The following is a 23369-nucleotide window of genomic DNA, read 5'->3' on the forward strand; positions in this document are numbered from 1 at the left end:
ACTTTTTACTGCAAGGTGCTGCTGCATGTCCCTCTCCCCACACAAGAAACAGAGCGTAACCCCGGCAAAAGCGATGTTGGCCGCCGTCAGTGGCTATGCGATGGATGGCTTCGATCTGCTGATCCTCGGCTTTATGTTACCGGCAATCAGCGTCTCGCTGGCGCTCGATCCTTCTCAGGCCGGTTCGCTGGTCACCTGGACGCTGATTGGTGCCGTGGTCGGCGGAATTGTTTTTGGTCATCTGAGCGACCGCTTTGGCCGTATCCGCATTCTCACCGTCACCATTCTCATGTTCTCAATATTCACCGGATTGTGTGCGGTGGCACAGGGATATTGGGATCTGCTGGCGTATCGTACCTTTGCCGGAATGGGGCTGGGGGGAGAATTCGGTATCGGCATGGCGCTGATTGCTGAAGCCTGGCCGCAGGAGAAGCGTAACCGTGCTTCAGCGTGGGTCGGTATCGGCTGGCAACTGGGGGTGTTGCTGGCGGCTTTTATCACGCCGCCACTGCTGAGCGTGATTGGCTGGCGCGGAATGTTCCTGGTGGGCCTGCTGCCTGCGTTGGTTTCGTTTGTGATTCGGCGCAGCATGGGCGAGCCGGAAGGCTTTACCCGACATGTGGCCAAAACGCCGCAATTGTCGTTTGCGGCGCGTATTCGATTGTTGTTTAGCGATCGCGCCACCAGCAAAGCCAGTCTGGGGATTTTCATTCTTTGCTCGGTGCAGAACTTTGGTTACTACGGACTGATGATCTGGATGCCGAGTTATCTCTCCTCCAGCTTCGGTTTCAGCCTGACCAAATCCGGCCTGTGGACCGCCGTCACTGTCGTGGGCATGACTTTTGGCATCTGGCTGTTCGGTGTACTGGCGGATCGCTTCGCACGTTGGAAAATTTTCCTGCTATATCAATTCGGTGCGGTCGTGATGGTGGTCATTTACGCTCAGCTACGTGATCCCACCGTGATGCTGTTTACCGGGGCGCTGATGGGGATGTTTGTGAATGGCATGATTGGCGGTTATGGCGCGCTGATTTCCGACACCTTTCCAACCCAGGCGCGTGCTACGGCGCAGAACGTTTTGTTTAACCTCGGACGTGGTGTAGGGGGTTTTGGTCCGCTGGTTATTGGCTTACTGGCAACGAAAATTTCATTCGCGGCAGCGATTACCCTGCTGGCGCTGATTTATCTGCTGGATATCGTCGCGACGCTGTTTTTATTGCCGAAGAAGCAGGGCAATGAGGATTCACTCGGCGCGATAGGCTGAGCGTAGCGGCGCGATTTATCACGCAAGATCTTGCGTGCTGCGGGAAAACCCCGCGCGATGAATCGCGCCGCTACGGGACCCTGTGGACAGTTACACCAACGCCCAACCGCGCGCGCGCCACAAGTCGGGTAGCTGCGTCATATCATCAAATCGGGTCACCAGCGGGTGATCCAGTTCCGGGTTATGCGCATCGGCGCAGTAATAAAACACCGGAATGCCCGCGGCGATCCCCGCGCGGGCACCGGCCTCGGAGTCATCCACCAGAATGCACTTCTCAATCGGTACCTGCATTTGTTCTGCGGCGTGATACATCAACTCCGGGTCCGGCTTCCAGTGGTTGATGTCATAACCGCTGTAAAGATGTGCCGCAAAGTACGGCAACATGCCGGTCAGCCCCAATGAATGTTGCATCTTTTTCACCGTACCATTTGAGACGACGCACATCGGGACTTTGACTTGTTCCACCAGCGCTTTCGCTCCGGCAATGGGCTTCAGTTCTAAATCGAATAAGCGTGCTACCTCGGCGCGGTACGCCGTTTCCACCTCATCCATCGGCAATTCAGTCTGATGTTCCGCAGAAACATCACGGATGATGTCGTAGAGTTTTACCCCTTTGTATTTTTCAAACATCTCCTGTAGTGAGAGTTCAATACCGTAGCGGGCAAAGGTGTTGACGTAGGATTGTGTACAGATCACCTCACTGTCGACCAGCGTGCCATCACAATCAAAAAAAACACATTCAACTGACATCAGACATCATCCTTTTGCTAAACAAGAAGCTGTCACTCTAACGCACTGTGCGCACCGAGCAAACGCTTGCGAAAAATCAGTGTGCTGGTCAGTCAAAATCTATAGGATACGCGCGTTAAATTTTTCAGCGGGATAAGCTATGAACAAGCAGGGTCTGTTGCAACGCGTCTTTAAGTTGCAGGAACACGGCACCACCGTGCGTACAGAAGTGATCGCCGGTTTCACCACCTTTCTGACGATGGTTTACATCGTTTTCGTCAACCCGCAGATTCTGGGTGCCGCTGGCATGGACACCCAGGCGGTGTTTGTCACCACCTGCCTGATCGCGGCATTCGGCAGCATCCTGATGGGGCTGGTGGCGAATCTGCCGGTGGCGCTGGCACCCGCAATGGGACTGAATGCCTTCTTTGCTTTTGTGGTCGTCGGTGCAATGGGGTATTCGTGGCAGATCGGGATGGGCGCGATCTTCTGGGGGGCGCTGGGATTGTTGATCCTCACGCTGCTGCGCGTGCGTTACTGGATGATCGCCAATATCCCGCTGAGTCTGCGTGTTGGCATCACCGCGGGCATCGGGCTTTTTATCGCCATGATGGGACTGAAAAATGCCGGCATTATCGTGTCAAATGCCGACACCCTGGTGACGGTGGGCAACCTGACCTCACATAGCGTACTTCTGGGGGCACTTGGCTTCTTTATTATCGCTATTCTCGCCTCTCGCAACATTCATGCGGCGGTACTGGTATCGATTGTGGTGACCACGGCGATTGGCTTGCTGCTTGGCGATGTGAAGTTCACCGGTATTTTCGCGACACCACCATCCGTGGGCGCTGTCGTTGGGCAAGTTGATCTCAAAGGTGCGCTTAATATCGGTATGGCCGGGGTGATTTTCTCCTTTATGCTGGTCAACCTGTTCGATTCCTCCGGCACGCTGATCGGTGTGACCGACAAAGCGGGACTGACCAATGAAAAAGGTACCTTCCCGCGTATGCAGCAGGCGCTGTTTGTGGATAGTATCAGCTCGGTGGCGGGTTCGCTGATCGGCACCTCTTCCGTCACTGCTTATATCGAAAGTTCTTCTGGCGTAGCGATTGGCGGGCGCACCGGGTTGATGGCGGTGATCACCGGCATTCTGTTCCTGCTGGTGATGTTCCTGTCGCCGCTGGCGGCGATGGTGCCGTCCTACGCGGCAGCGGGGGCGTTAATCTACGTCGGTGTATTGATGACGGCATCGCTGTCACGGGTGCGTTGGGATGATCTCACTGAAGCGGTTCCGGCGTTTGTCACTGCGGTAATGATGCCGTTCAGTTTCTCCATCACGGAAGGTATTGCGCTGGGCTTTATTGCTTATTGCGTAATGAAACTGGGGACTGGCCGTTGGCGTGAAATCAGTCCGTGCGTAGTGGTGGTCGCGCTGCTGTTTGTACTGAAAATCGCCTTTATTGATGCCCACTAACACGTTACAGGCCGCATAAGCGGCCTGTTTAGTCACAGATGTCCCATTTCCTGGGGAGTGGTGCGTTCGCTTGGCAGGCTGGTCAGGCGTAGCGTGCGTGGTCCGATATTTGGTTTACTTATCTCCACGTCGCGCAACGGCATCCATTGATGGTTGGCATCAATTTCCCACAGTCGGAGCCGTTCGGTGCCGGGGGAGAGCGCACAGGACCAGACCAGCGTCGGTTCGGCATCGCACACCGCCTGAATATCAGGAAATACACTGGAGCGCAGACGTCCTGCGGCTGGATGCAGTCGCAGCGAATCGATACCGCTTTCGGCTTCTCCGGTGAGTTTGAGGATGCTTTGGCGCAGGGTCCAGATTTGCGTTACCGCTTCCATAAAATCCTGCTGCGCATTAATCCAGGCTTTCTCTCCGGAAGAGAGACCCTGCGTTAATGTATCCTGAGTCTGGCGGCTATGGGCGCGTACAATTTCCATATCCAGCCCGGCACGTCCCCCTTCTTCGGCCAGCAGTACACCCACCATATTCCCGGCGTAGGCAATGCTGAAATCAGGCAGGGCAGAATCGGCAAAACAAGGGCGTCCACTGCTGGTGGTCACAAGCGGTGGTAATTCATTGATACCATAGACGCGTAACATTAGTTGCGCCAACAGCCCACGCGCGGCGAGAAAGCGTCCCCGACGCTTGTCGGGCAGGCGCTGTGCGCTATTGATCACATCCTGTGGGACCCGCATTGTCTCAGAGGAGAGGGGCGGGTTACCCGTCCAACGAACAAAATGACTAGCCATCTGTCGCTCCGTGAAAATGGTCGGATAATCATCAAGTCTATTGTAAGAATTTTCTCATGGCTTTGCATCCGGCATTACATGGAATACCTGAATTTCAGATAACGCCGAAAGTCATGACAATGCGCTGACGCCGCATCAGCCGCTGTTTCATGGCAGTAGTTTGCTGATAAATGCCTGAATGGATGCTGAATAGCCTGATGTGGTGTAGGATTTGTGCGGTAAAAAAAAAGCTGGCTGATGAGAAAATTATGATCGCTAAATTTCAGCCGCGCTTCATCGCAGAATAACGCACGTCGGAGTTTTTTATGTCAGTTACTTCATCACACCAGGAATCAATTTCTCTGGATGACTTTCGTCATGGTATGCGCCGTCTGGCTTCAGGTGTCTCGCTGGTTACCACGCAACACGCGGGTGAAAAATATGGCCTGATTGCCTCCTCAGTCAGTTCACTGGCAGCGGAACCGCCGAGCTTGCTGGTATGTGTCAATCAAAGTGCCACCAGCCACGCCTATTTTTTGCAGGCGGGCCATTTCGCCGTCAACGTACTGCGTGAGCAACATGCGGATTTGTGTGCTCAGTTCAGTCAGTCATCACGCCGTGAGGAACGTTTCCAGACCGGCAACTGGCAGACGATCACCACAGGCGCGCCAGTGCTGGCCGATGCCCTGGTGAGTTTTGATTGTCAGTTGGAAAAAGTGGTGGAATGGCATACCCACAGCGTGCTGCTGGCACGGATTGTCGGTATCAATCTGGCCGGGGAAGCTGCCGAGCCTATGGTCTACTTCAACAGTGGTTTTCATTCGCTGGATCTGTAGCGGCGCGATTTATCACGCTAATCAGGCCGCCTCTGCAATTCTGAAAAACAGCGCGAAAAATCGCGCTGTTACGCATTCATTCAAGCGTTGTTCAGGCAAACTTGCACACGTCATCGAAGCCGAGGCGTGGCAGACGCGCATGCAGCTTGCTGGCCTCGCCATAGCCGAGGTTGATCAGCAAATTAACCTGCCATTTGCTGTCGCTGAAGAAGGCGGCGTTGACTTTGGCTGGATCAAAACCAGACATTGGGCCAGCGTCCAGACCGAGCGAGCGCGCGGCCATGATCAGGTAACCTGCTTGCAGGCTGCTATTACGAAACGCTGTCTCTTTGACCAATTCCGGGTTGCTGGTGAACCAGCTACGCGCATCACCGTGCGGAAACAGTTTCGGCAGATTTTCATAGAACTCGGGATCTGAGGCGACGATCACCGTAGCCGGTGCCTTCATGGTTTTTTCCAGGTTACCGGAGGAGAGTGCTGGCTTTAACTTCTCTTTCCCTTCCTGAGAAGTAACAAATACAAAGCGACCCGGTGAGCAGTTAGCAGAAGTCGGACCCAGCGCCGTCAACTGATAGAGCTGTTTAAGCAGTTCTTCTGAAATGGGTTTTTCCTGCCAGTAGCTGTGGGTGCGAGCCTCATTGAATAGGGTATTCAGAGCGAGGCTGTCGAGCGGTGTACTCATGTTTCTCTCCTTTTCAGGCATCAAATTGAGCCCAATGTTTAGCATGAATAGAGGAATGGCCTGGATCAGTCGGTGCACTTTTGGCACTGCCAGAGATCGTTATACTGCAAACGCAGCGGGTAACCAAATCACAAAGCGACACTATCTTTCAATTTACCCCAGCTTATTTTTTCACCTCAATATCTTGCAAAAATAAAAATGCAAGAATAAGATCATCTTCTTTAGTAAAGACGAATCTGTGATTTTCGAGTTTTCTAGTGGGGTGCTTTATGCATAATAATCAATTCTTTAGTCGCAGACTGGCTGCCTGGCGGGAAGCAAAAAAAATTAATCAGGAAGTTCTTTCCGAAGTGATGGGTTTTAAAGACAGGCAAACCCTCTCTGCGATTGAAAAAGGTGCCAGAAATCTCCAACCGGAAGAGCTTATGCTCGCTCTCGCTTATCTTGATATCAGTTTTGAGGAGTTTGCCGATCCCTATTCTTTGGTTGGCGAAGTTGAATACTCATGGCGGCAAAGCGATGCAACCGATGTCATTCTGGTAGAGTTTGAAAAGAAGACTAATCGCCTCGTAGCTCTCTATCGAGACTTACGCCAACATTTCTCTACAGAAGCACCGAGCGTCATTTTTCCCCGGCTCACTTTAGATAAAGATAGTACTCTGGAAGAGGCGCAGCGTTGTGCAGAGCATCTCGTAGATGAACTGGCATTAGGGGAGTTTCCTGCTGAAAACCTGGAGTCTCGTTTACTTAAGCGATTCAACATTCTCATGCTCTATATTGATGCCCCTAACGATGTTTCAGGTGCAGCAATCAGACATAAGGATGTGAGTGTTGTATTAGTTAACAGGAGTGAAGTCTCGGGGCGGCGTAATTTTGATATTGCCCATGAAGTCTTTCATTGTCTAACCTGGGATGCTTTACCACCACGGCATATTGAATACGCATATTCGAAAACAAAAAAACCACATGAGGAAAGATTAGCTGATGCGTTTGCCAGCGCCCTCCTTATGCCGGGAAAAAGTGTAGATAAATATCTTGCAATGCTTGATGAGCCACTGAGTGAACTGACTCTTAATGCACTTGCTGATAAATTCCAGGTGTCATCGCAAGCACTAAAATGGCGTCTGGTCAGTTTAAAGAAAATATCTGAAAATGATGCCAAAGTATTTGATGATAGTCTTATGGTGAACAATGGTCACTCAAGGGATATAACGACACCTCGCCTTTATAATCAGCAGTTTGTTGAGTACGTTGCGAAAGCGCTCGACAGTGGCTTAATCTCTGTCAGGAAAATGGCGACAGTGACAGGTTTAACTATTGAAGAGCTTAAGCAGCTAATGCTGGATTATAACAAGCCCGTTCCCTTTGATCTCTAAATGGACTTAGCATGACGATAAAAGCTGGCGATATAGTCTTAATTGATACTAATGTTATTATTGAAGCTCATCGAGTATCCTGCTGGCCAGCTTTAAGTCAGCAATATCAGTTCCATACCGTAGCCACTGTTATGGAAGAAACGCAAACCGGTTTTCAAAATCGAACCAGTCCTCAGCAAATTGACTTCGGCCAGTTATCCCAGTCAATGGCTCACATTTATACAGTTACTGAGCCAGACAGAATACGTTGTACCTTTTCTCATCCCGATATTATGGGGCTCGACCCTGGTGAGCAAGACTTGCTGATTTATGCCAGCAAAGCTGGGCAGGCTTGCTGGCTCCTTGCCAGCCCTGATAAAGCCGCGATGCGGGTAGCACATAAAATTGGCTGGCTGGAGCAGATGGTATCTTTAGAAAGTTTGCTTAAGTCGATAAATCTTTATCCCAAACTCGCAAAAAATTACACACAGCAGTGGCATTCGAATACCAGTCAGAATATCAGATTAGGTCTGCTTTAAAGAAAAGGAGCGCATTCTTCCGGGCAACAATAATGCGTTCCTTTATCCTCAATCCTCATTACTTACCAATACAAAAACTGGAGAAAATCCGCCCCAGCAAGTCATCAGAGGTGAACTCACCGGTAATTTCGCTCAACGCCTGTTGTGCCAGACGCAGCTCCTCGGCCAGCAGCTCGCCCGCCCAGGCTCCCAGCAGCTGATTTTTGCCTTGTTGCAAATGAGTTGCCGCCAGTTCCAGCGCCTGCAAATGGCGACGGCGAGCAAGGAAGCCACCTTCCATATTGCCGCTGAAGCCCATGGTTTGTTTCAGGTGATCACGCAGGGTATCCACACCTTCGCCGGTACGGGCGGAGAGGCGAATAAGTGAGTGACCATTTACTTCAGACAGACCAAGGGACTCGCCTGTCATATCGGCTTTGTTTCGTACCACGGTGATCGGCAGTTCGGCTGGCAAACGCGAAACAAAATCGGGCCAGATGGCCGCCGCTTCCGTGGCATCAGTGGTGGTGCCATCCACCATAAACAACACACGGTCAGCCTGCTCAATCTCCTGCCAGGCACGCTCAATACCGATGCGTTCTACTTCGTCGCTGGCATCGCGTAAACCGGCGGTATCGATGATATGCAATGGCATTCCGTCGATATGAATGTGTTCGCGCAGTACATCACGCGTCGTTCCGGCAATATCGGTGACAATTGCGGCTTCTCGTCCGGCTAATGCATTGAGAAGACTGGATTTTCCGGCGTTTGGACGTCCGGCGATCACCACTTTCATCCCCTCGCGCAGCAGGCTACCCTGGCGTGCTTCAGCACGCACGCCATTCAGGTCACCGATCACCGCATTCAGCTGAGCTTCAATTTTCCCGTCGGAGAGGAAGTCGATCTCTTCATCAGGAAAGTCGATAGCGGCTTCCACATAGATGCGCAGGTAAGTAAGTGCTTCCACAAGCGCGTTAATGCGGATGGAGAATGCCCCCTGCAACGAGTTCACCGCCGAACGTGCCGCTTGCTCTGAGCTGGCATCAATCAGGTCAGCAATGGCTTCTGCCTGAGCCAGGTCGAGCTTGTCATTCAGAAAGGCGCGTTCAGAAAACTCACCTGGTTGTGCGATGCGTACGCCGGGCAGCGCCACAATACGCTTCAGCAGCAGGTCGAGGATCACCGGGCCACCGTGGCCCTGCAACTCCAGCACATCTTCACCGGTGAAGGAGTTTGGTCCGGGGAACCACAGCGCAATGCCCTGATCCAGCACGCTGCCATCGCTATCGGTAAACGGCAGATAGTCGGCATAGCGCGGTTTCGGCAGTTTGCCCAGCACGGCTTGCGCGATGTCAGCGGCTTTGGCACCGGAGATACGCAGGATGCCGACGCCGCCACGTCCGGGGGGTGTCGCCTGGGCGACGATGGTATCGCTGTGGCTCATAAATCACCTTTTTTGCAAAAAAACAGGGCGGCATAAATGCCGCCCCTTGAGTATACGTCGTGGCTCGTGGGAGCTGGACGTTACGCTTTCTTCTTGTCGCGGCTATGCAGACCACGTTTTTCCAGGCCGCGATAAATCAGCTGCTGCTGGAGAATGGTAACCAGGTTGCTGACGATGTAGTACAGCACCAGACCTGACGGGAACCACAGGAAGAAGACGGTAAAGATAACCGGCATGTAAGTCATGATCTTCTGCTGCATCGGATCGGTCACGGTAGTCGGTGACATCTTCTGAATGAAGAACATGGTGATACCCATGATAACCGGCAGGATGTAGTACGGGTCCTGCGCAGACAAGTCATGAATCCACAGAATAAACGGCGCATGACGCAGTTCAACCGAGCCTGACAGCATGTAGTACAGGGCAAGGAAGATTGGCATCTGAATCACCAGCGGCAGACAGCCACCGAGCGGGTTGACCTTCTCCGCTTTGTACAGCGCCATCATCTCCTGGCTCATCTTCTGCTTATCGTCGCCCAGACGCTCACGCATCGCCTGAATCTTCGGCTGTAGCATGCGCATCTTCGCCATCGAGGTGTACTGCGCTTTGGTCAGCGGGTACATGATGCCACGAACGATGAAGGTGATAACGATGATGGAGAAGCCCCAGTTACCGATGAAGCTGTGGATAAATTTCAGCAGCTTAAACAGTGGCTGAGAGATGAACCACAACCAGCCGTAATCTACGGTCAGATCCAGGTGAGGCGCAATGGCCGCCATTTTGTCCTGAATTTCCGGGCCAACCCACAGGGTCGCGCCAAGATTCTGTTGTGCGCCAGGGGCGATAGTTACCGGTGCAGATTTATAACCGATGGCTGCCACGCCGTTACCCAGGTTGCTGGTGTACAGGGTGTTGGTGCCTTCAGTACGTGGAACCCACGCGGTAGCAAAGTATTGCTGCAACATCGCCACCCAGCCGTTGCTGGTGGTGGTGTTCAGGTTCTCGTTATCATTGATGGTATCGAATTTATATTTTTCGTATTTCGCATCGCTGGTCGAGTACGCTGCGCCACGGAAGGTGTGCAGAGCAAAGTTGTTGCTGCCGGTATCGCGGTGTTTCGGGACTTCAATAGTCTGCTTCAGCTGACCAAACATCGCGACTTCCAGCGGCTGTTGGCTGGCGTTATTGATGTTGTAGTCAACATTTACAGCGAATTCGCCGCGTTTGAACACGAAGGTTTTGGTGTAGACCACACCGTTTTCGCCGGTCCAGGTGAGCGGTACGCGCAGCTCAGTCTGACCTTCCGCCATCTCAAAGTGGTCCTGAGTGGTGGTGAAAAGCGGACGCGCGCCATTGTTCGGGTTATCCGGACCGTTGCGACCAGTTAAGCCGCTCTGCGCCTGATAGATGAACGCCGGGGTAGTTTCAAGCAGCTGGAACGGTGCATCCGAACCCAGTTTATCCGGGTACGTCAGCAGTGAGGCTTGCTCAATATCGCCGCCACGGGTGTTGATGTTTAAAGACAGGACATCAGTCTTAACGGTGATCGTTTTGCCCTGGCCGCTGCCGGGAACGCCGGAAGTGGCGGCATCACCCGCTGTGCTGTTAGTGGTCTGCGTGGTCTGGGTTTGCTGCGGCTGCGGAGCATGGTCCGTCTGCCAGGCTTGCCAGATCATAAAAGACACGAACAGAAAAGCGATGAGAAAGAGATTGCGTTGCGAATCCATCGTTAATGTTCTCTGGTTTCAAAGTTTTTTTGGCGGCACAGGATCGTCGCCACCCGGGTTCAAAGGGTGGCATTTTAATACGCGTTTAATCGTCAACCAACTGCCTTTTATTACGCCAAACCGACGTAAGGCCTCAATTCCATACTGCGAACAGGAGGGATGGAACCGGCAATGAGGTCCCAGCAGTGGGCTGATGGCGCGTTGATACACGCGTATCAGGCCGATCAGGAGCCGCGAGCCAGGCGACAGTGACGACGCCATAATTTCTCCAACGCTTCCGCCAGCGCACGGTTATCCAGGTCAGCAACCCCTTTTTTAGCCACGACCACAAAATCCATCGCGGGCAGTTCATGTTGGCGCAGACGAAAGCTTTCGCGGGTCAATCGCTTGATCCGGTTGCGTTCATGGGCGCGTTTAACATGTTTTTTGGCGACGGTGAGACCGATGCGGGGATGCCCCAGCGAGTTAAGGCGGCCGAGGATGGTGATTTGCGGCGTGCCAGCCCTTTGTGGCTGCTGGAAGACGAAAGTGAAATGAGTGGGAGTTAACAAACGTAACTCCCTGGGAAATGCGAGCTTAACCACGAGGGTTAGCTTTTATTACTTAGAAACGGTCAGACGAGAACGGCCTTTAGCACGACGACGTGCCAGAACCTGACGACCATTTTTAGTAGCCATACGTGCACGGAAGCCGTGAGAACGGTTGCGCTTCAGTACGGACGGTTGAAAAGTGCGTTTCATGGCGATTTCTACCTAAACTTGAAAATTTTCACTGGGTGACGCGTTTTCGGGCCAGTAAATCGACCGACGCCTCAATGTGTCTTTAATAAAGAGGCGGGATTGTAATAATTGTACAGTCCAGAGTCAATTTACTTCGCTGGTCGCGGTACCAGGAAAACCCGGATACAGCCCGCTGATTCCGGGCATTGGGCTGAACGCGACAACGCCGGGGTGGAGAATTATACGGGCTATACGTTAAAGCGCAAGGATCGAGCAGGATCTTCTTGCGATCGATCGGCGGATTTTTTTTGCGGAAAACGAGACACGGGCAGAAAATTTACAGCTTTCATCCTGATCCCCGCTCGCTTTTTCGCCAGAAGGCGTAAACTCTTTAGCGCTTCCGCACCCTGTGGATAAATTGGATCAAAACTGTGTAGAAAGGGGAGATCTCTGTGCCGCTTTGCGCTATGATCCGCCCTTCCGCTGACGATCCACTCTGAGATCGCAGGGAGGCTACCGCGGATAGCGGTCGCAGGCGCTTTCTGATCGCCTGTGTCAAAAAACGAACGTTTCTTTTATTAGCGCCTAAAATTCTTATCGATTTTGTACGAGTGGAGTCCGCCGTGTCACTTACGCTTTGGCAACAGTGTCTTGCCCGTTTGCAGGATGAGCTTCCTGCCACCGAATTCAGCATGTGGATTCGTCCTCTGCAAGCTGAATTGAACGACAATACGCTGGCCTTATATGCACCAAATCGGTTTGTACTCGACTGGGTTCGGGATAAATATCTCAACAGTATCAATGGGCTGCTGAATGAATTCTGCGGTGCGGATGTGCCGTTGCTGCGTTTTGAGGTGGGCACGCGCCCGGTGGCGCAAGTTGCGGCCAGCCAGCCTGCGATGGCCAGCGTTAGCGCGCCGGCTCCGGCGCAAAGCCGTCCGGCTCCGGCGCAAACGCTGCGCCCAAGCTGGGACTCTGTCCCCGCGCCAGCGGATGTAACTTACCGCTCCAATGTGAATAACCGCCATAACTTTGACAACTTCGTTGAAGGTAAATCTAACCAACTGGCGCGCGCGGCGGCACGCCAGGTGGCGGATAATCCGGGTGGTGCTTATAACCCGCTGTTCCTTTATGGCGGCACGGGTCTGGGCAAAACTCACCTGTTACATGCGGTCGGCAACGGCATTATGGCGCGCAAGCCCAATGCCAAAGTGGTGTACATGCACTCCGAACGTTTTGTGCAGGACATGGTGAAAGCGCTACAAAACAACGCCATTGAAGAGTTCAAACGTTACTATCGCTCCGTCGATGCATTGTTAATCGATGACATCCAATTCTTTGCCAATAAAGAGCGATCGCAGGAGGAGTTTTTCCACACCTTCAATGCGCTGCTGGAAGGCAATCAACAGATCATCCTGACCTCGGATCGTTACCCCAAAGAGATCAACGGCGTGGAAGATCGTCTGAAGTCGCGCTTTGGCTGGGGATTGACCGTAGCGATTGAGCCGCCGGAGCTTGAGACGCGTGTTGCGATCCTGATGAAGAAAGCTGATGAAAACGACATTCGCCTGCCGGGTGAAGTGGCGTTCTTTATTGCCAAGCGTCTGCGTTCTAACGTCCGTGAGCTGGAAGGCGCACTGAATCGCGTTATCGCCAACGCCAACTTTACCGGCCGCGCCATTACCATCGATTTCGTGCGTGAAGCGCTGCGCGATCTGCTGGCGTTGCAGGAAAAGCTGGTCACCATCGACAACATTCAAAAGACGGTGGCGGAGTATTACAAAATTAAAGTGGCTGATCTGCTCTCCAAGCGCCGTTCGCGCTCGGTAGCACGTCCACGTCAGATGGCGATGGCGATGGCGAAAGAGTTGACCAACCATAGCCTGCCGGAAATTGGTGATGCGTTTGGTGGCCGCGACCATACCACCGTGCTTCACGCCTGCCGTAAAATCGAGCAGTTGCGTGAAGAGAGCCACGACATCAAAGAAGATTTCTCTAACCTCATTCGAACTTTATCTTCCTGACGCTATGAAATTTATTGTTGAACGTGAGCAGTTGCTGAAACCGCTGCAACAAGTCAGCGGCCCGCTTGGTGGGCGTCCTACGCTGCCGATCCTCGGAAATTTGCTGCTGCAGGTTAATGAAGGCACCCTGCTGCTGACCGGCACCGATCTGGAAATGGAGATGGTGGCGCGCGTGGCGTTAACGCAGCCGCATGAACCTGGTGCGACCACGGTTCCGGCGCGTAAATTCCTCGACATTTGTCGCGGTCTGCCGGATGGCGCAGAGATCACCCTGACGCTGGAAGGCGACAGAATGCTGGTGCGCTCTGGCCGCAGCCGTTTTTCACTCTCCACGCTGCCCGCCAGTGATTTTCCCAATCTGGATGACTGGCAAAGCGAGGTGGAATTCACCCTGCCGCAGGCCACGCTGAAGCGTCTGATTGAAGCTACGCAGTTTTCGATGGCGCATCAGGACGTGCGTTACTACCTCAACGGCATGCTGTTTGAAACCGAAGGGGAAGAGTTGCGCACCGTCGCAACCGATGGTCACCGTCTGGCGGTCTGCTCGATGCCTATCGGTCAGGCGTTACCTAACCATTCGGTGATCGTGCCGCGTAAAGGGGTGATTGAGCTGGTACGTCTGCTTGACGGCGGCGAAACCCCGTTACAGGTACAAATCGGCAGCAGCAACATCCGTGCCCACGTCGGCGATTTTATTTTCACATCGAAGCTGGTTGATGGTCGTTTCCCGGATTATCGCCGCGTATTGCCGAAAAATCCCGACAAAGCGCTGGAAGCCGGTTGCGATCTGCTGAAGCAGGCGTTTGCGCGTGCGGCGATTTTGTCGAATGAGAAATTCCGCGGTGTTCGCATCTATATCACCGAAAATCAGCTCAAAATCACCGCCAACAACCCGGAACAGGAAGAAGCGGAAGAGATGCTGGATGTCAGCTACAACGGCAGCGAGCTGGAGATTGGTTTCAACGTGAGTTACGTGCTGGATGTGCTGAACGCGCTGAAGTGCGAAAATGTGCGTTTGCTACTGACTGACTCCGTATCGAGTGTGCAAATCGAGGATGTTGCCAGCCCGGCAGCCGCCTACGTTGTCATGCCAATGCGGTTGTAGAAAATATAGGCCTGGCAAGTAAGCCAGGCCTGGTTTGTTGAAGTTTGGTAAACACCCTCTTCTTGTCCTCCAAAGCTGGATTGATTGATGGCTTTAACCCGCCTCCTGATTAAAGATTTTCGTAACATCGAACAGGCCGATCTGACATTAGCGCCGGGGTTTAACTTCCTCGTGGGTGCCAACGGCAGCGGCAAAACCAGCGTGTTGGAGGCGATATACACCCTGGGGCATGGCCGTGCCTTTCGCAGTTTGCAGGCCGGACGGGTCATTCGTCATGATCAACAAGCCTTCGTGCTGCATGGTCGCATCGAAGGTGACGAGCGCGAGTTGGCGGTCGGGCTGACCAAAAATCGCGCCGGTGAAAGCAAGGTACGTATCGACGGTAGCGACGGCCATAAAGTCGCCGAGCTGGCGCAGTTGTTGCCGATGCAGTTAATCACCCCCGAGGGGTTTACTTTACTCAACGGCGGCCCCAAATACCGTAGAGCCTATGTCGACTGGGGCTGTTTTCATGCCGCCCCCGGTTTTTTCAACGCCTGGAGCAACTTGCGTCGTTTGCTGAAGCAACGCAATGCCGCACTGCGCCAGGTGACGCGTTACAGTCAGATTCGTCCGTGGGATCAGGAACTGGTGCCGCTGGCCGAACAAATCAGCGCCTGGCGTGCGGAATACAGCGAAGCCATTTGCAGCGAAATCACCGCGACTTGTGCCCAGTTCTTGCCTGAGTTTGAGCTGGCATTCTCCTTTCAGCGCGGCTGGGACAAGGAGAGCGACTACGGCGAACTGCTGGAACGTAATTTCGAGCGCGATCGCGCGCTAACCTACACCGCCAGCGGCCCGCACAAAGCGGATTTCCGCATTCGTGCCGAGGGTACGCCGGTGGAAGATTTACTCTCACGCGGCCAGTTAAAACTGCTGATGTGCGCGCTGCGCCTGGCGCAGGGGGAATATCTCACGCGCAGCAGTGGACGCCGTTGCCTCTACCTGATTGATGACTTTGCTTCAGAGCTGGATGACGTGCGTCGCCGCCTGTTAGCGGAGCGATTGAAAGCCACGCAGGCGCAGGTGTTTGTCAGTGCCATTGGTGTCGAGCATGTAATCGACATGAGTGACGAAAAGGGCAAGATGTTCCGCGTGGAACAGGGTAAAATAGCAGTTCAACCTGAAGATTAAATGAGCGAGAAACGTTGATGTCGAATTCTTATGACTCCTCAAGTATCAAAGTTCTGAAAGGGCTTGATGCGGTACGCAAACGCCCTGGCATGTATATCGGCGATACGGATGACGGCACCGGTCTGCATCACATGGTATTCGAGGTCGTGGATAACGCCATCGACGAAGCGCTCGCCGGTTACTGTAGTGACATCGTGGTCACCATTCATGCCGATAATTCCGTATCGGTACAGGATGATGGTCGTGGCATCCCGACGGGTATTCACCCGGAAGAGGGCGTGTCGGCGGCCGAAGTGATCATGACGGTCCTGCACGCGGGCGGTAAGTTCGACGACAACTCGTATAAAGTATCCGGTGGTCTGCACGGCGTGGGTGTTTCCGTGGTTAACGCCCTGTCGCAGAAACTGGAACTGACCATTCGTCGTGATGGCAAAGTGCATCAGCAAACCTACGTCCACGGCGTGCCGCAGGCCCCGCTGGCGGTGGTGGGTGATACCGATGCTACCGGTACGCGCGTGCGTTTCTGGCCGAGCCATGAAACCTTCACCAACGTGACTGAATTTGAGTACGACATCCTGGCAAAACGTCTGCGTGAACTGTCGTTCCTCAACTCCGGTGTGTCAATTCGCCTTGAAGATAAGCGCGATGACAAGAAGGATCATTACCACTACGAAGGGGGGATCAAGGCGTTTGTTGAGTATCTCAACCGCAACAAAAACCCGATTCACCCGAACGTGTTCTACTTCTCTACCGAGAAGGACGGCATTGGTGTGGAAGTGGCATTGCAGTGGAACGATGGTTTCCAGGAAAACATCTACTGCTTCACGAACAACATTCCACAGCGCGATGGCGGTACGCACCTTGCGGGCTTCCGTGCGGCGATGACGCGTACCCTGAATGCCTACATGGACAAAGAAGGCTACAGCAAAAAAGCCAAAGTCAGCGCCACCGGTGATGACGCGCGTGAAGGTCTGATCGCCGTGGTATCGGTAAAAGTACCGGACCCGAAATTCTCCTCGCAGACCAAAGACAAGCTGGTTTCCTCAGAAGTGAAATCGGCGGTTGAACAGCAGATGAACGAACTGCTGGCGGAGTATCTGCTGGAAAATCCATCTGACGCGAAAATCGTCGTTGGCAAAATTATCGATGCGGCGCGTGCGCGTGAAGCGGCACGTCGTGCTCGTGAGATGACGCGTCGTAAAGGTGCGCTGGACCTCGCAGGTCTGCCGGGCAAACTGGCGGATTGCCAGGAGCGCGACCCGGCGCTGTCCGAAATCTACCTGGTGGAGGGTGACTCCGCAGGCGGTTCGGCCAAGCAGGGACGTAACCGTAAGAACCAGGCGATTCTGCCGCTGAAAGGTAAAATCCTCAACGTAGAGAAAGCGCGTTTCGACAAGATGCTTTCTTCGCAGGAAGTGGCGACGCTGATCACCGCGTTGGGTTGCGGCATTGGCCGTGACGAATACAACCCGGACAAACTGCGTTATCACAGCATCATTATCATGACCGATGCCGACGTCGATGGTTCGCACATCCGTACGCTGCTGTTGACCTTCTTCTATCGTCAGATGCCGGAAATCGTGGAACGTGGTCACGTCTACATCGCGCAGCCGCCGTTGTACAAAGTGAAGAAAGGCAAGCAGGAGCAGTACATCAAAGACGACGAAGCGATGGATCAATATCAAATCGCGATTGCCCTTGATGGCGCAACCCTGCACACCAACGCCAGCGCCCCGGCACTGGGAGGCGAACCGCTGGAAAATCTGGTAGCGAGCTTCAACAGCACCCAGCGCATGATCAAACGTATGGAGCGCCGCTATCCGCTCGCGCTGCTGCGTGGGCTGATTTACCATCCGACCCTGAGCGACCTCAGCGATGAAGCCGCGGTGAAAGGTTGGCTGGATGGTCTGGTGGCCTATCTGACCGAGCGCGAAGCGCATGGCAGCACCTACGTTGCTCAGGTGCGCGCTAACCGTGAGCAGCACCTGTTTGAGCCGGTACTGCGTGTACGTACTCACGGGGTGGATACCGATTATCCGCTGGACAGCGAATTTATCGCTGGTCCTGAATACCGCAAAATCTGCGACCTTGGTGAGCAGTTGCGCGGCCTGATTGAGGAAGATGCGTTTATTGAGCGTGGCGAACGTCGTCAGCCAGTAACCAGCTTCGAACAGGCGATTGACTGGCTGGTGAAAGAATCCCGCCGTGGCCTGTCAGTTCAGCGCTACAAAGGATTGGGCGAGATGAACCCGGAGCAGTTGTGGGAAACCACTATGGACCCGGACAGCCGCCGCATGTTGCGCGTCACCATCAAAGACGCCATCGCCGCCGACCAGTTGTTCACCACGCTGATGGGCGATGCGGTAGAACCGCGCCGCGCCTTCATCGAAGAGAACGCGCTGAAAGCCGCCAACATCGACATCTGATGTGCCAAAACCCTTCCCAATCGGGAAGGGTTTTTTGTTTGTTACCCGCCTGACATTTCCTTTTCTGCTTAAAAAACATCTGCGTTAGCTTTTGTTTGCTTCCGTTTTTTCCCGTGCGCTGCGATCCGTGTCACTTACATCTGTTGTCCACTCCCTTACGCTTTGGGCGAAGCAGAGGGGATGACGCATGTTTCTGGAAGAGCGACGTAATCAAATACTTAAATGGCTGGATGAACAGGATCGCGTAACGGTTAATGGGCTGGCAAGCCAGCTTGGCGTTACACGCGAAACTATTCGTACCGATCTCGGCGCACTGGCGCGTCAGGGATTGGTACAACGCTGCTATGGCGGGGCGATTGCCCTGCGCCGCAACCTCCAGGAAAAATTGATCAGCGAAAGTGGCGGAAATTTTGAAGTGTTGCTGGAGCGTTTGCAGGCGCGACGTCCGAGCGCAACATCTGCGGTAAAAAACGGCAAAGTCTGCATTCTTGGTGCCTTTAATGTCGATATCGTGGCTAAAGTTGCACGTTTTCCTCGCGGCGGCGAATCGCTGCTGGCGCTCGGCAGCACCCTCGGTCCGGGCGGCAAAGGGGCCAACCAGGCGATGGCGGCCAGTTGTGCCGGTACGCGGGTACATTTTGTCGCCAAAGTTGGCACCGATCAGTTCAGCAAGTTTGCGTTTGACCATCTGTCGGCCTCTGGCATCCACTCGTTCCGTCTGTACCAGACGGATAGTGAGCCGACCGGAAGCGCCATCATTTACGTCTCGCAGGAGAATGGCGAGAACATGATCGCCATCTATTCCGGCGCGAACAAAACCTTCACCGACGACGAAATCGCCGAGATGACCCACGAGTTGTCGGATGCCAGCGTGCTGCTGCTGCAACTGGAAAACAACTTTGAGGCCACGCGCAGCGCGATTCGTCTCGCTCATACGCTCGGGGTGCGGGTGATTATGAACCCCGCACCGTTTTCCGCCGAGGTGTTGAGCTGTCTGGCGATGATTGACGTGCTAACCCCCAATGAAACCGAAGCCTCGTTGCTGTCTGGCATCGAAATCGTCGATTTAGCCAGCGCGCGTGCCGCCGCACAGGCCATCGTCGAACTGGGCGCGCGACGCGTCATCATCACTATGGGATCACGCGGTGCGTTACTGCTTGATAACCAACAATTTCATCATATTCCGGCCTTCCCGGCGTTGAGCGTCGATACCACCGGAGCAGGCGATGCCTTCAACGGTGCGCTGGCCGCCGCGCTGGCGCAGGGGCAAAGCCTGTTGCAGGCCGCCACCTGGGCATCGGCCTTTGCCGCGCTGGCGGTAGAGCGCGAAGGTGCCAGCAATATGCCGGATCGACAGCAGGTTATGGCCCGACTTCATCAACGATAACAAATCACAGCGGTGGAACCGCTGGCAGGAGAGAACATGAAAAAAATCGAAGGCATTGTGCCGGTTATGCTTACCCCCTTTACGGCAGACAACCAGGTTGATTATCCGGGGCTGGAGCGCCTGATTAACTGGTATCTGGCGGAAGGTGTCGATGCATTGTTCGCGGTATGTCAGTCGAGCGAAATGCAGTTCTTAAGCCTCGAAGAACGCGTGGCGCTGGCGAAATTTGTGGTGGAAAAAGTACAGGGTCGCGTGCCGGTGATTGCGTCCGGCCATATCAGCGACGATCTGGCGCAACAAACCGCCGAGTTGCAGGCGATGGCGAACACCGGCATCGATGCGCTGGTGCTGGTGACTAACCATCTCGACCCGAAAAATGAGGGCAGCGCAACCTTCTACGCACACCTCAATCATTTGCTGGAGGCGCTGCCTGACACCCTGCCGCTGGGCCTGTATGAATGCCCGGCTCCGTACCGTCGTCTGTTGAGCGATGAAGAATTCAGCTTCTGCGCCAACAGCGGCCGTTTTGTGGTGCTGAAGGATGTGAGCTGCGATCTGCCGACCGTGACCCGTCGCGTGCAGCTGGCAGAAGGGACACCGCTGGCGGTGATCAACGCCAACGCTGCCATCGCCTGGCCAGCCATGCAGGCCGGTTCCAAAGGTTTCAGCGGCGTCTTCACCAACTTCCATCCGGGGCTGTATCACTGGCTGTACCACCAGGGCGCGCAGCAGGCGGAGAAAGCCCACGAGCTTTCGCTGTTCCTGTCGCTCAGCGCGGTGACGGAAACCCTCGGTTACCCGAAAAACGCCAAAATCTACCATCAACGCCTGGGCACCTTCGCCAGCGAGCATTGCCGCGTTAATAAAGACAACGTGCTGGAGAAATTCTGGGGACTGGGCGTATTGCTCGACCAGATCCGCGATGGCAGCCAGATTTGGCAGCAACGTATCGAAAACCTCTGAGAAAAATACGTAGCGGTGCGATTTATCGCGCCGCTACGGCTGTACCTGAACCCATTAATGATAACGACAGGGAAAACACCATGATTGTATGTGATAGCCAGGATTGGGCGCGTGAGCGCCATGCCTTCCACCCCATCGTCGACCAGGCGTTACGTTGGATAGCCGACACCGATTTCAGCCAACTGGCCACCGGCAAGTATGACTTGCTGCCGGATAACCAGATGTTCTGCCTGGTGCAGGAAATGGACACCGAACCGGCCAGCGATCGCCGTGCCGAGTCGCATTTTAACTACGTTGATATTCAGTACCTGTTGGCTGGACGCGAGAACATTGGCGTGGCGCGGGCGCATCCGCAGCATGTCATCATTGAAGATCTGCGCGCTGAGCGTGACGTGGTGTTTTATCAGGACACAATTGATGAATCGATGATCACTCTGACGCCGGGCATGTTCGCGCTGTTTTTCCCGCATGACGTGCATCGTCCCTGCTGTGCCGCGCCTGATGCGCAGCCGATCCGTAAAGCGGTGATCAAAATTAACCTCAGCCTGTTTAACGCGGTGGGGGCAACACAATGAAAACCTCGGTGAATACCTTGTCCGGCGCCGCAGTGGCGCAGCCCACGCTTGTGGGCAAATTACGCTGGGGAATCATTACCATCCTGCTGCTGGCAGCGGTGGTGAACTACCTCGATCGTGCCAACCTGAGTATCGCCAACACCACCATCGCGGCAGAGTTTGGTTTCTCGCAGACCGAGATGGGCCTGCTGCTGTCGGCGTTTCTCTGGCCCTATGCGTTGGCAAACCTGCCGGCGGGTTGGCTGGTGGATAAGTTTGGTCCGAAGAGAATGTTCTCCTGGGCGCTGGGGTTATGGTCCAGCTTTACCGTGCTGGCGGCTTTCGTAAACAGCTACAGCTTCTTCTATGGCCTGCGTATGCTGCTGGGCGTCTCGGAGTCGCCATTCTTTACCTCCGGCATCAAAATCACCCATCGCTGGTTTGGTGATAATGAACGAGGCCTGCCGACGGCGATCATCAATACCGGTTCGCAAATCGCTAACGCCATTGCGCCACCGATTCTTACCGTGCTGCTGCTGACTTTTGGCTGGCGTGGGATGTTCGTTGCCATTGGTCTGATGGGGATTCCACTGCTGCTGGCGTGGTGGAAATTCTATCGCGACCCGGATGCGCGTGAAGATGCGCTGCTGCATGCCGGACAGCGCAGCGTCGCTGCCCCGGAAGAACGCGCGCAAGCGAGCTGGGGCGCATTATTCCGTCACAGCACCACCTGGTTTATGGTGATCGGTAACTTCTCCATCATGTTCACCATCTGGGTGTACCTCACCTGGCTGCCGGGATATCTGGAAAAATCCCTCGGCTTCAGCCTGAAAGCAACCGGATGGATCGCCTCGATTCCGTTCCTGTGCGGCATTCTGGGTGTGCTGGTGGGCGGCATGCTGTCCGATCGCCTGGTGCGTAACGGCGTGCGTGCTATCACTGCGCGTAAAATCCCTATCGTCACCGGTGCAGCGCTGGCGGCTTGTTTTGTCGCGCCGATTCCTTTTGTCGATAGCACACCGCTGGCGATTGGTCTGCTGGCGCTCGGCTATTTCTGCTCGCAGATGCCGCAGGGGGCGCTCTGGACGTTGGCGAGTGACATCGCGCCAAAATCACAGGTTGCATCGCTGGGGGCGATCCAGAACTTCGGTGGCTTCCTGGGGGCGGCAATGGCCCCGATCGTCACTGGCATCATCCTTGATACTACCGGCAAGTTCACCAACGTGTTCCTGCTGGGCGCGGGATTGCTGATGATTGGTGCGCTGAGCTACGGCCTGTTTGTGCGCAAGCCACTCCAGGCGAAATGATACGCAGAATGCCGTCTGGCGTCGATAAACTGGTCAATGTGAGCTGAATCGCGCTAGCATGGATGCAAACTCTGAATTAACGAGGATGTTATGGCGATAAAACTGATTGCGATCGATATGGACGGCACCTTGCTTAACCCGTACCACCAGATCACCCCGGCAGTAAAATCCGCGATTGCCCGTGCACGCGATAAAGGTGTTGCCATTGTGCTGGCCACAGGTCGCCCCTTTGTCGGTGTCGAGCGCTACCTGCAAGAACTGGATTTACAGCAACCGGGTCAATATTGCATCAGCAACAATGGCGCGTTGGTCCAACGCGCCGATACCGGCGCAAGCGTAGCGGAAGTGACGCTGAGTTTTGATGATTTTCTCTACGTCGAGCAACTGGCGCGCGAACTTGGCGTCCATTTCCATGCGTTTGACCACTCCTCGTTGTATACGCCGAACAAAGATATCAGTGAGTACACCATCCACGAAGCCAGCCTGACCGGCATCCCGGTGCGTTATCGTGCCGTGGAAGAGATGGACCCGGCGACGCGCTTCCCGAAACTGATGATGATCGACAAACCTGCGTTGTTGGATAAGGCGGTGGCTGCGCTGCCGGCCCGCGCCCGCGACAGCTACACTATTTTGAAGAGCGCACCTTACTATCTCGAAATCCTCGATCCGCGCGTCAACAAAGGTTATGGCGTGAAAATGCTGGCGGAAAAACTCGGCCTGCAAGCCGCAGAAGTCATGACGATTGGCGATCAGGAAAACGACCTGGCGATGATTGAGTATGCCGGAACCGGGGTGGCAATGGGCAATGCGATTGACTCGGTAAAAAGTATTGCGCAGTTCATCACCAAAACCAACGCGGAAGATGGCGTGGCGTACGCGATCGAAGAGTTGGTGCTGTAATTCTCCTTTGAT

The 23369-nt window shown here is 54.3% G+C and carries 21 protein-coding genes and 1 pseudogene; 14 read left to right on the forward strand and 8 right to left on the reverse strand.

Going from position 1 to position 23369, the window contains the following annotated elements:
- The first annotated feature begins 25 nt into the window (after positions 1–25).
- Positions 26–1264, forward strand: a complete 1239-nt coding sequence (locus AC6I8N_RS00095; protein WP_208724457.1) for an MFS transporter — start codon at positions 26–28, stop codon at positions 1262–1264.
- Positions 1265–1354: 90 nt separating this feature from the next.
- On the opposite strand, the gene yieH is transcribed toward AC6I8N_RS00095, so the two are convergent.
- Complete coding sequence (yieH, locus tag AC6I8N_RS00100; RefSeq protein ID WP_208724458.1) at positions 1355–2014, reverse strand: 6-phosphogluconate phosphatase; 660 nt, start codon at positions 2012–2014, stop codon at positions 1355–1357.
- Between the two features lie 139 nt (positions 2015–2153).
- On the opposite strand from yieH, the gene AC6I8N_RS00105 reads away from it, so the two are divergent.
- On the forward strand, positions 2154–3467 hold the full coding sequence (locus tag AC6I8N_RS00105; RefSeq protein ID WP_497829771.1) for an NCS2 family permease: 1314 nt from the start codon (positions 2154–2156) through the stop codon (positions 3465–3467).
- Between the two features lie 32 nt (positions 3468–3499).
- On the opposite strand, the gene AC6I8N_RS00110 is transcribed toward AC6I8N_RS00105, so the two are convergent.
- Positions 3500–4258, reverse strand: a complete 759-nt coding sequence (locus tag AC6I8N_RS00110; RefSeq protein WP_497829772.1) for a 4'-phosphopantetheinyl transferase family protein — start codon at positions 4256–4258, stop codon at positions 3500–3502.
- 305 nt (positions 4259–4563) lie between these two features.
- Here AC6I8N_RS00110 and AC6I8N_RS00115 point away from each other — a divergent pair, with 305 nt between their 5' ends.
- Entirely contained in the window at positions 4564–5073 is a 510-nt protein-coding gene (locus AC6I8N_RS00115; RefSeq protein ID WP_497829773.1) for a flavin reductase family protein, read from the forward strand.
- A 91-nt stretch (positions 5074–5164) separates the two neighbouring features.
- On the opposite strand, the gene AC6I8N_RS00120 is transcribed toward AC6I8N_RS00115, so the two are convergent.
- On the reverse strand, positions 5165–5755 hold the full coding sequence (locus tag AC6I8N_RS00120; RefSeq protein ID WP_021183644.1) for a malonic semialdehyde reductase: 591 nt from the start codon (positions 5753–5755) through the stop codon (positions 5165–5167).
- 269 nt (positions 5756–6024) lie between these two features.
- On the opposite strand from AC6I8N_RS00120, the gene AC6I8N_RS00125 reads away from it, so the two are divergent.
- Both AC6I8N_RS00125 and AC6I8N_RS00130 read left to right on the forward strand, forming a co-directional pair.
- Positions 6025–7131: an XRE family transcriptional regulator gene (locus AC6I8N_RS00125; RefSeq protein ID WP_497829774.1), complete on the forward strand. Its 1107-nt coding sequence runs from the start codon at positions 6025–6027 to the stop codon at positions 7129–7131.
- Between the two features lie 11 nt (positions 7132–7142).
- Positions 7143–7649, forward strand: a complete 507-nt coding sequence (locus AC6I8N_RS00130; RefSeq protein WP_051337947.1) for a hypothetical protein — start codon at positions 7143–7145, stop codon at positions 7647–7649.
- A gap of 58 nt (positions 7650–7707) precedes the next feature.
- Here the strand turns inward: AC6I8N_RS00130 and mnmE are convergent, their stop codons facing one another.
- From mnmE to rpmH, 5 genes and pseudogenes are all read right to left on the reverse strand, one after another.
- Positions 7708–9072, reverse strand: a complete 1365-nt coding sequence (gene mnmE, locus AC6I8N_RS00135; protein WP_497829775.1) for a tRNA uridine-5-carboxymethylaminomethyl(34) synthesis GTPase MnmE — start codon at positions 9070–9072, stop codon at positions 7708–7710.
- Positions 9073–9152: 80 nt separating this feature from the next.
- Positions 9153–10799 carry a membrane protein insertase YidC gene (gene yidC, locus AC6I8N_RS00140; protein WP_013511118.1) on the reverse strand — a complete coding sequence of 549 codons (1647 nt, stop codon included), beginning with the start codon at positions 10797–10799 and terminating at the stop codon, positions 9153–9155.
- Between the two features lie 2 nt (positions 10800–10801).
- Positions 10802–11060, reverse strand: a pseudogene (gene yidD, locus AC6I8N_RS00145) (membrane protein insertion efficiency factor YidD).
- A complete protein-coding gene (gene rnpA / locus AC6I8N_RS00150; protein WP_036625704.1) occupies positions 11024–11383 on the reverse strand; it encodes a ribonuclease P protein component in 360 nt (119 codons plus the stop codon). Before rnpA ends, yidD begins: the two are co-directional and overlap by 37 nt.
- A gap of 15 nt (positions 11384–11398) precedes the next feature.
- Positions 11399–11539, reverse strand: coding sequence for a 50S ribosomal protein L34 (gene rpmH, locus AC6I8N_RS00155; protein ID WP_003849659.1), 141 nt, complete (start codon positions 11537–11539; stop codon positions 11399–11401).
- A 602-nt stretch (positions 11540–12141) separates the two neighbouring features.
- On the opposite strand from rpmH, the gene dnaA reads away from it, so the two are divergent.
- The 9 genes from dnaA (at position 12142) to yidA (ending at position 23357) form a co-directional block, all read left to right on the forward strand.
- Complete coding sequence (gene dnaA, locus AC6I8N_RS00160) at positions 12142–13542, forward strand: chromosomal replication initiator protein DnaA (RefSeq protein WP_021183650.1); 1401 nt, start codon at positions 12142–12144, stop codon at positions 13540–13542.
- 4 nt (positions 13543–13546) lie between these two features.
- Entirely contained in the window at positions 13547–14647 is a 1101-nt protein-coding gene (gene dnaN / locus AC6I8N_RS00165) for a DNA polymerase III subunit beta (RefSeq protein ID WP_013507201.1), read from the forward strand.
- An 87-nt stretch (positions 14648–14734) separates the two neighbouring features.
- A complete protein-coding gene (gene recF, locus AC6I8N_RS00170) occupies positions 14735–15820 on the forward strand; it encodes a DNA replication/repair protein RecF (RefSeq protein ID WP_497829776.1) in 1086 nt (361 codons plus the stop codon).
- Between the two features lie 17 nt (positions 15821–15837).
- On the forward strand, positions 15838–18246 hold the full coding sequence (gyrB, locus tag AC6I8N_RS00175; RefSeq protein WP_208724464.1) for a DNA topoisomerase (ATP-hydrolyzing) subunit B: 2409 nt from the start codon (positions 15838–15840) through the stop codon (positions 18244–18246).
- A gap of 187 nt (positions 18247–18433) precedes the next feature.
- Positions 18434–19633: a ribokinase gene (gene rbsK / locus AC6I8N_RS00180; RefSeq protein ID WP_208724465.1), complete on the forward strand. Its 1200-nt coding sequence runs from the start codon at positions 18434–18436 to the stop codon at positions 19631–19633.
- Positions 19634–19669: 36 nt separating this feature from the next.
- The gene (locus tag AC6I8N_RS00185) at positions 19670–20596 is read left to right on the forward strand and encodes a dihydrodipicolinate synthase family protein (protein ID WP_497829777.1); all 927 of its coding nucleotides are present in this window, start codon (positions 19670–19672) and stop codon (positions 20594–20596) included.
- 80 nt (positions 20597–20676) lie between these two features.
- Positions 20677–21171 (forward strand): NanQ anomerase/TabA/YiaL family protein, encoded by a 495-nt coding sequence (locus AC6I8N_RS00190; RefSeq protein ID WP_021183655.1) that lies wholly within the window; start codon positions 20677–20679, stop codon positions 21169–21171.
- Positions 21168–22457, forward strand: coding sequence for an MFS transporter (locus AC6I8N_RS00195; RefSeq protein ID WP_021183656.1), 1290 nt, complete (start codon positions 21168–21170; stop codon positions 22455–22457). The genes AC6I8N_RS00190 and AC6I8N_RS00195 overlap by 4 nt, the downstream gene beginning before the upstream one ends.
- 90 nt (positions 22458–22547) lie before the next feature.
- Positions 22548–23357: a sugar-phosphatase gene (yidA, locus tag AC6I8N_RS00200; protein WP_021183657.1), complete on the forward strand. Its 810-nt coding sequence runs from the start codon at positions 22548–22550 to the stop codon at positions 23355–23357.
- Positions 23358–23369: the final 12 nt, after the last annotated feature.

The organism is Pantoea sp. X-Soil-TKNS-1279, assembly GCF_059730565.1.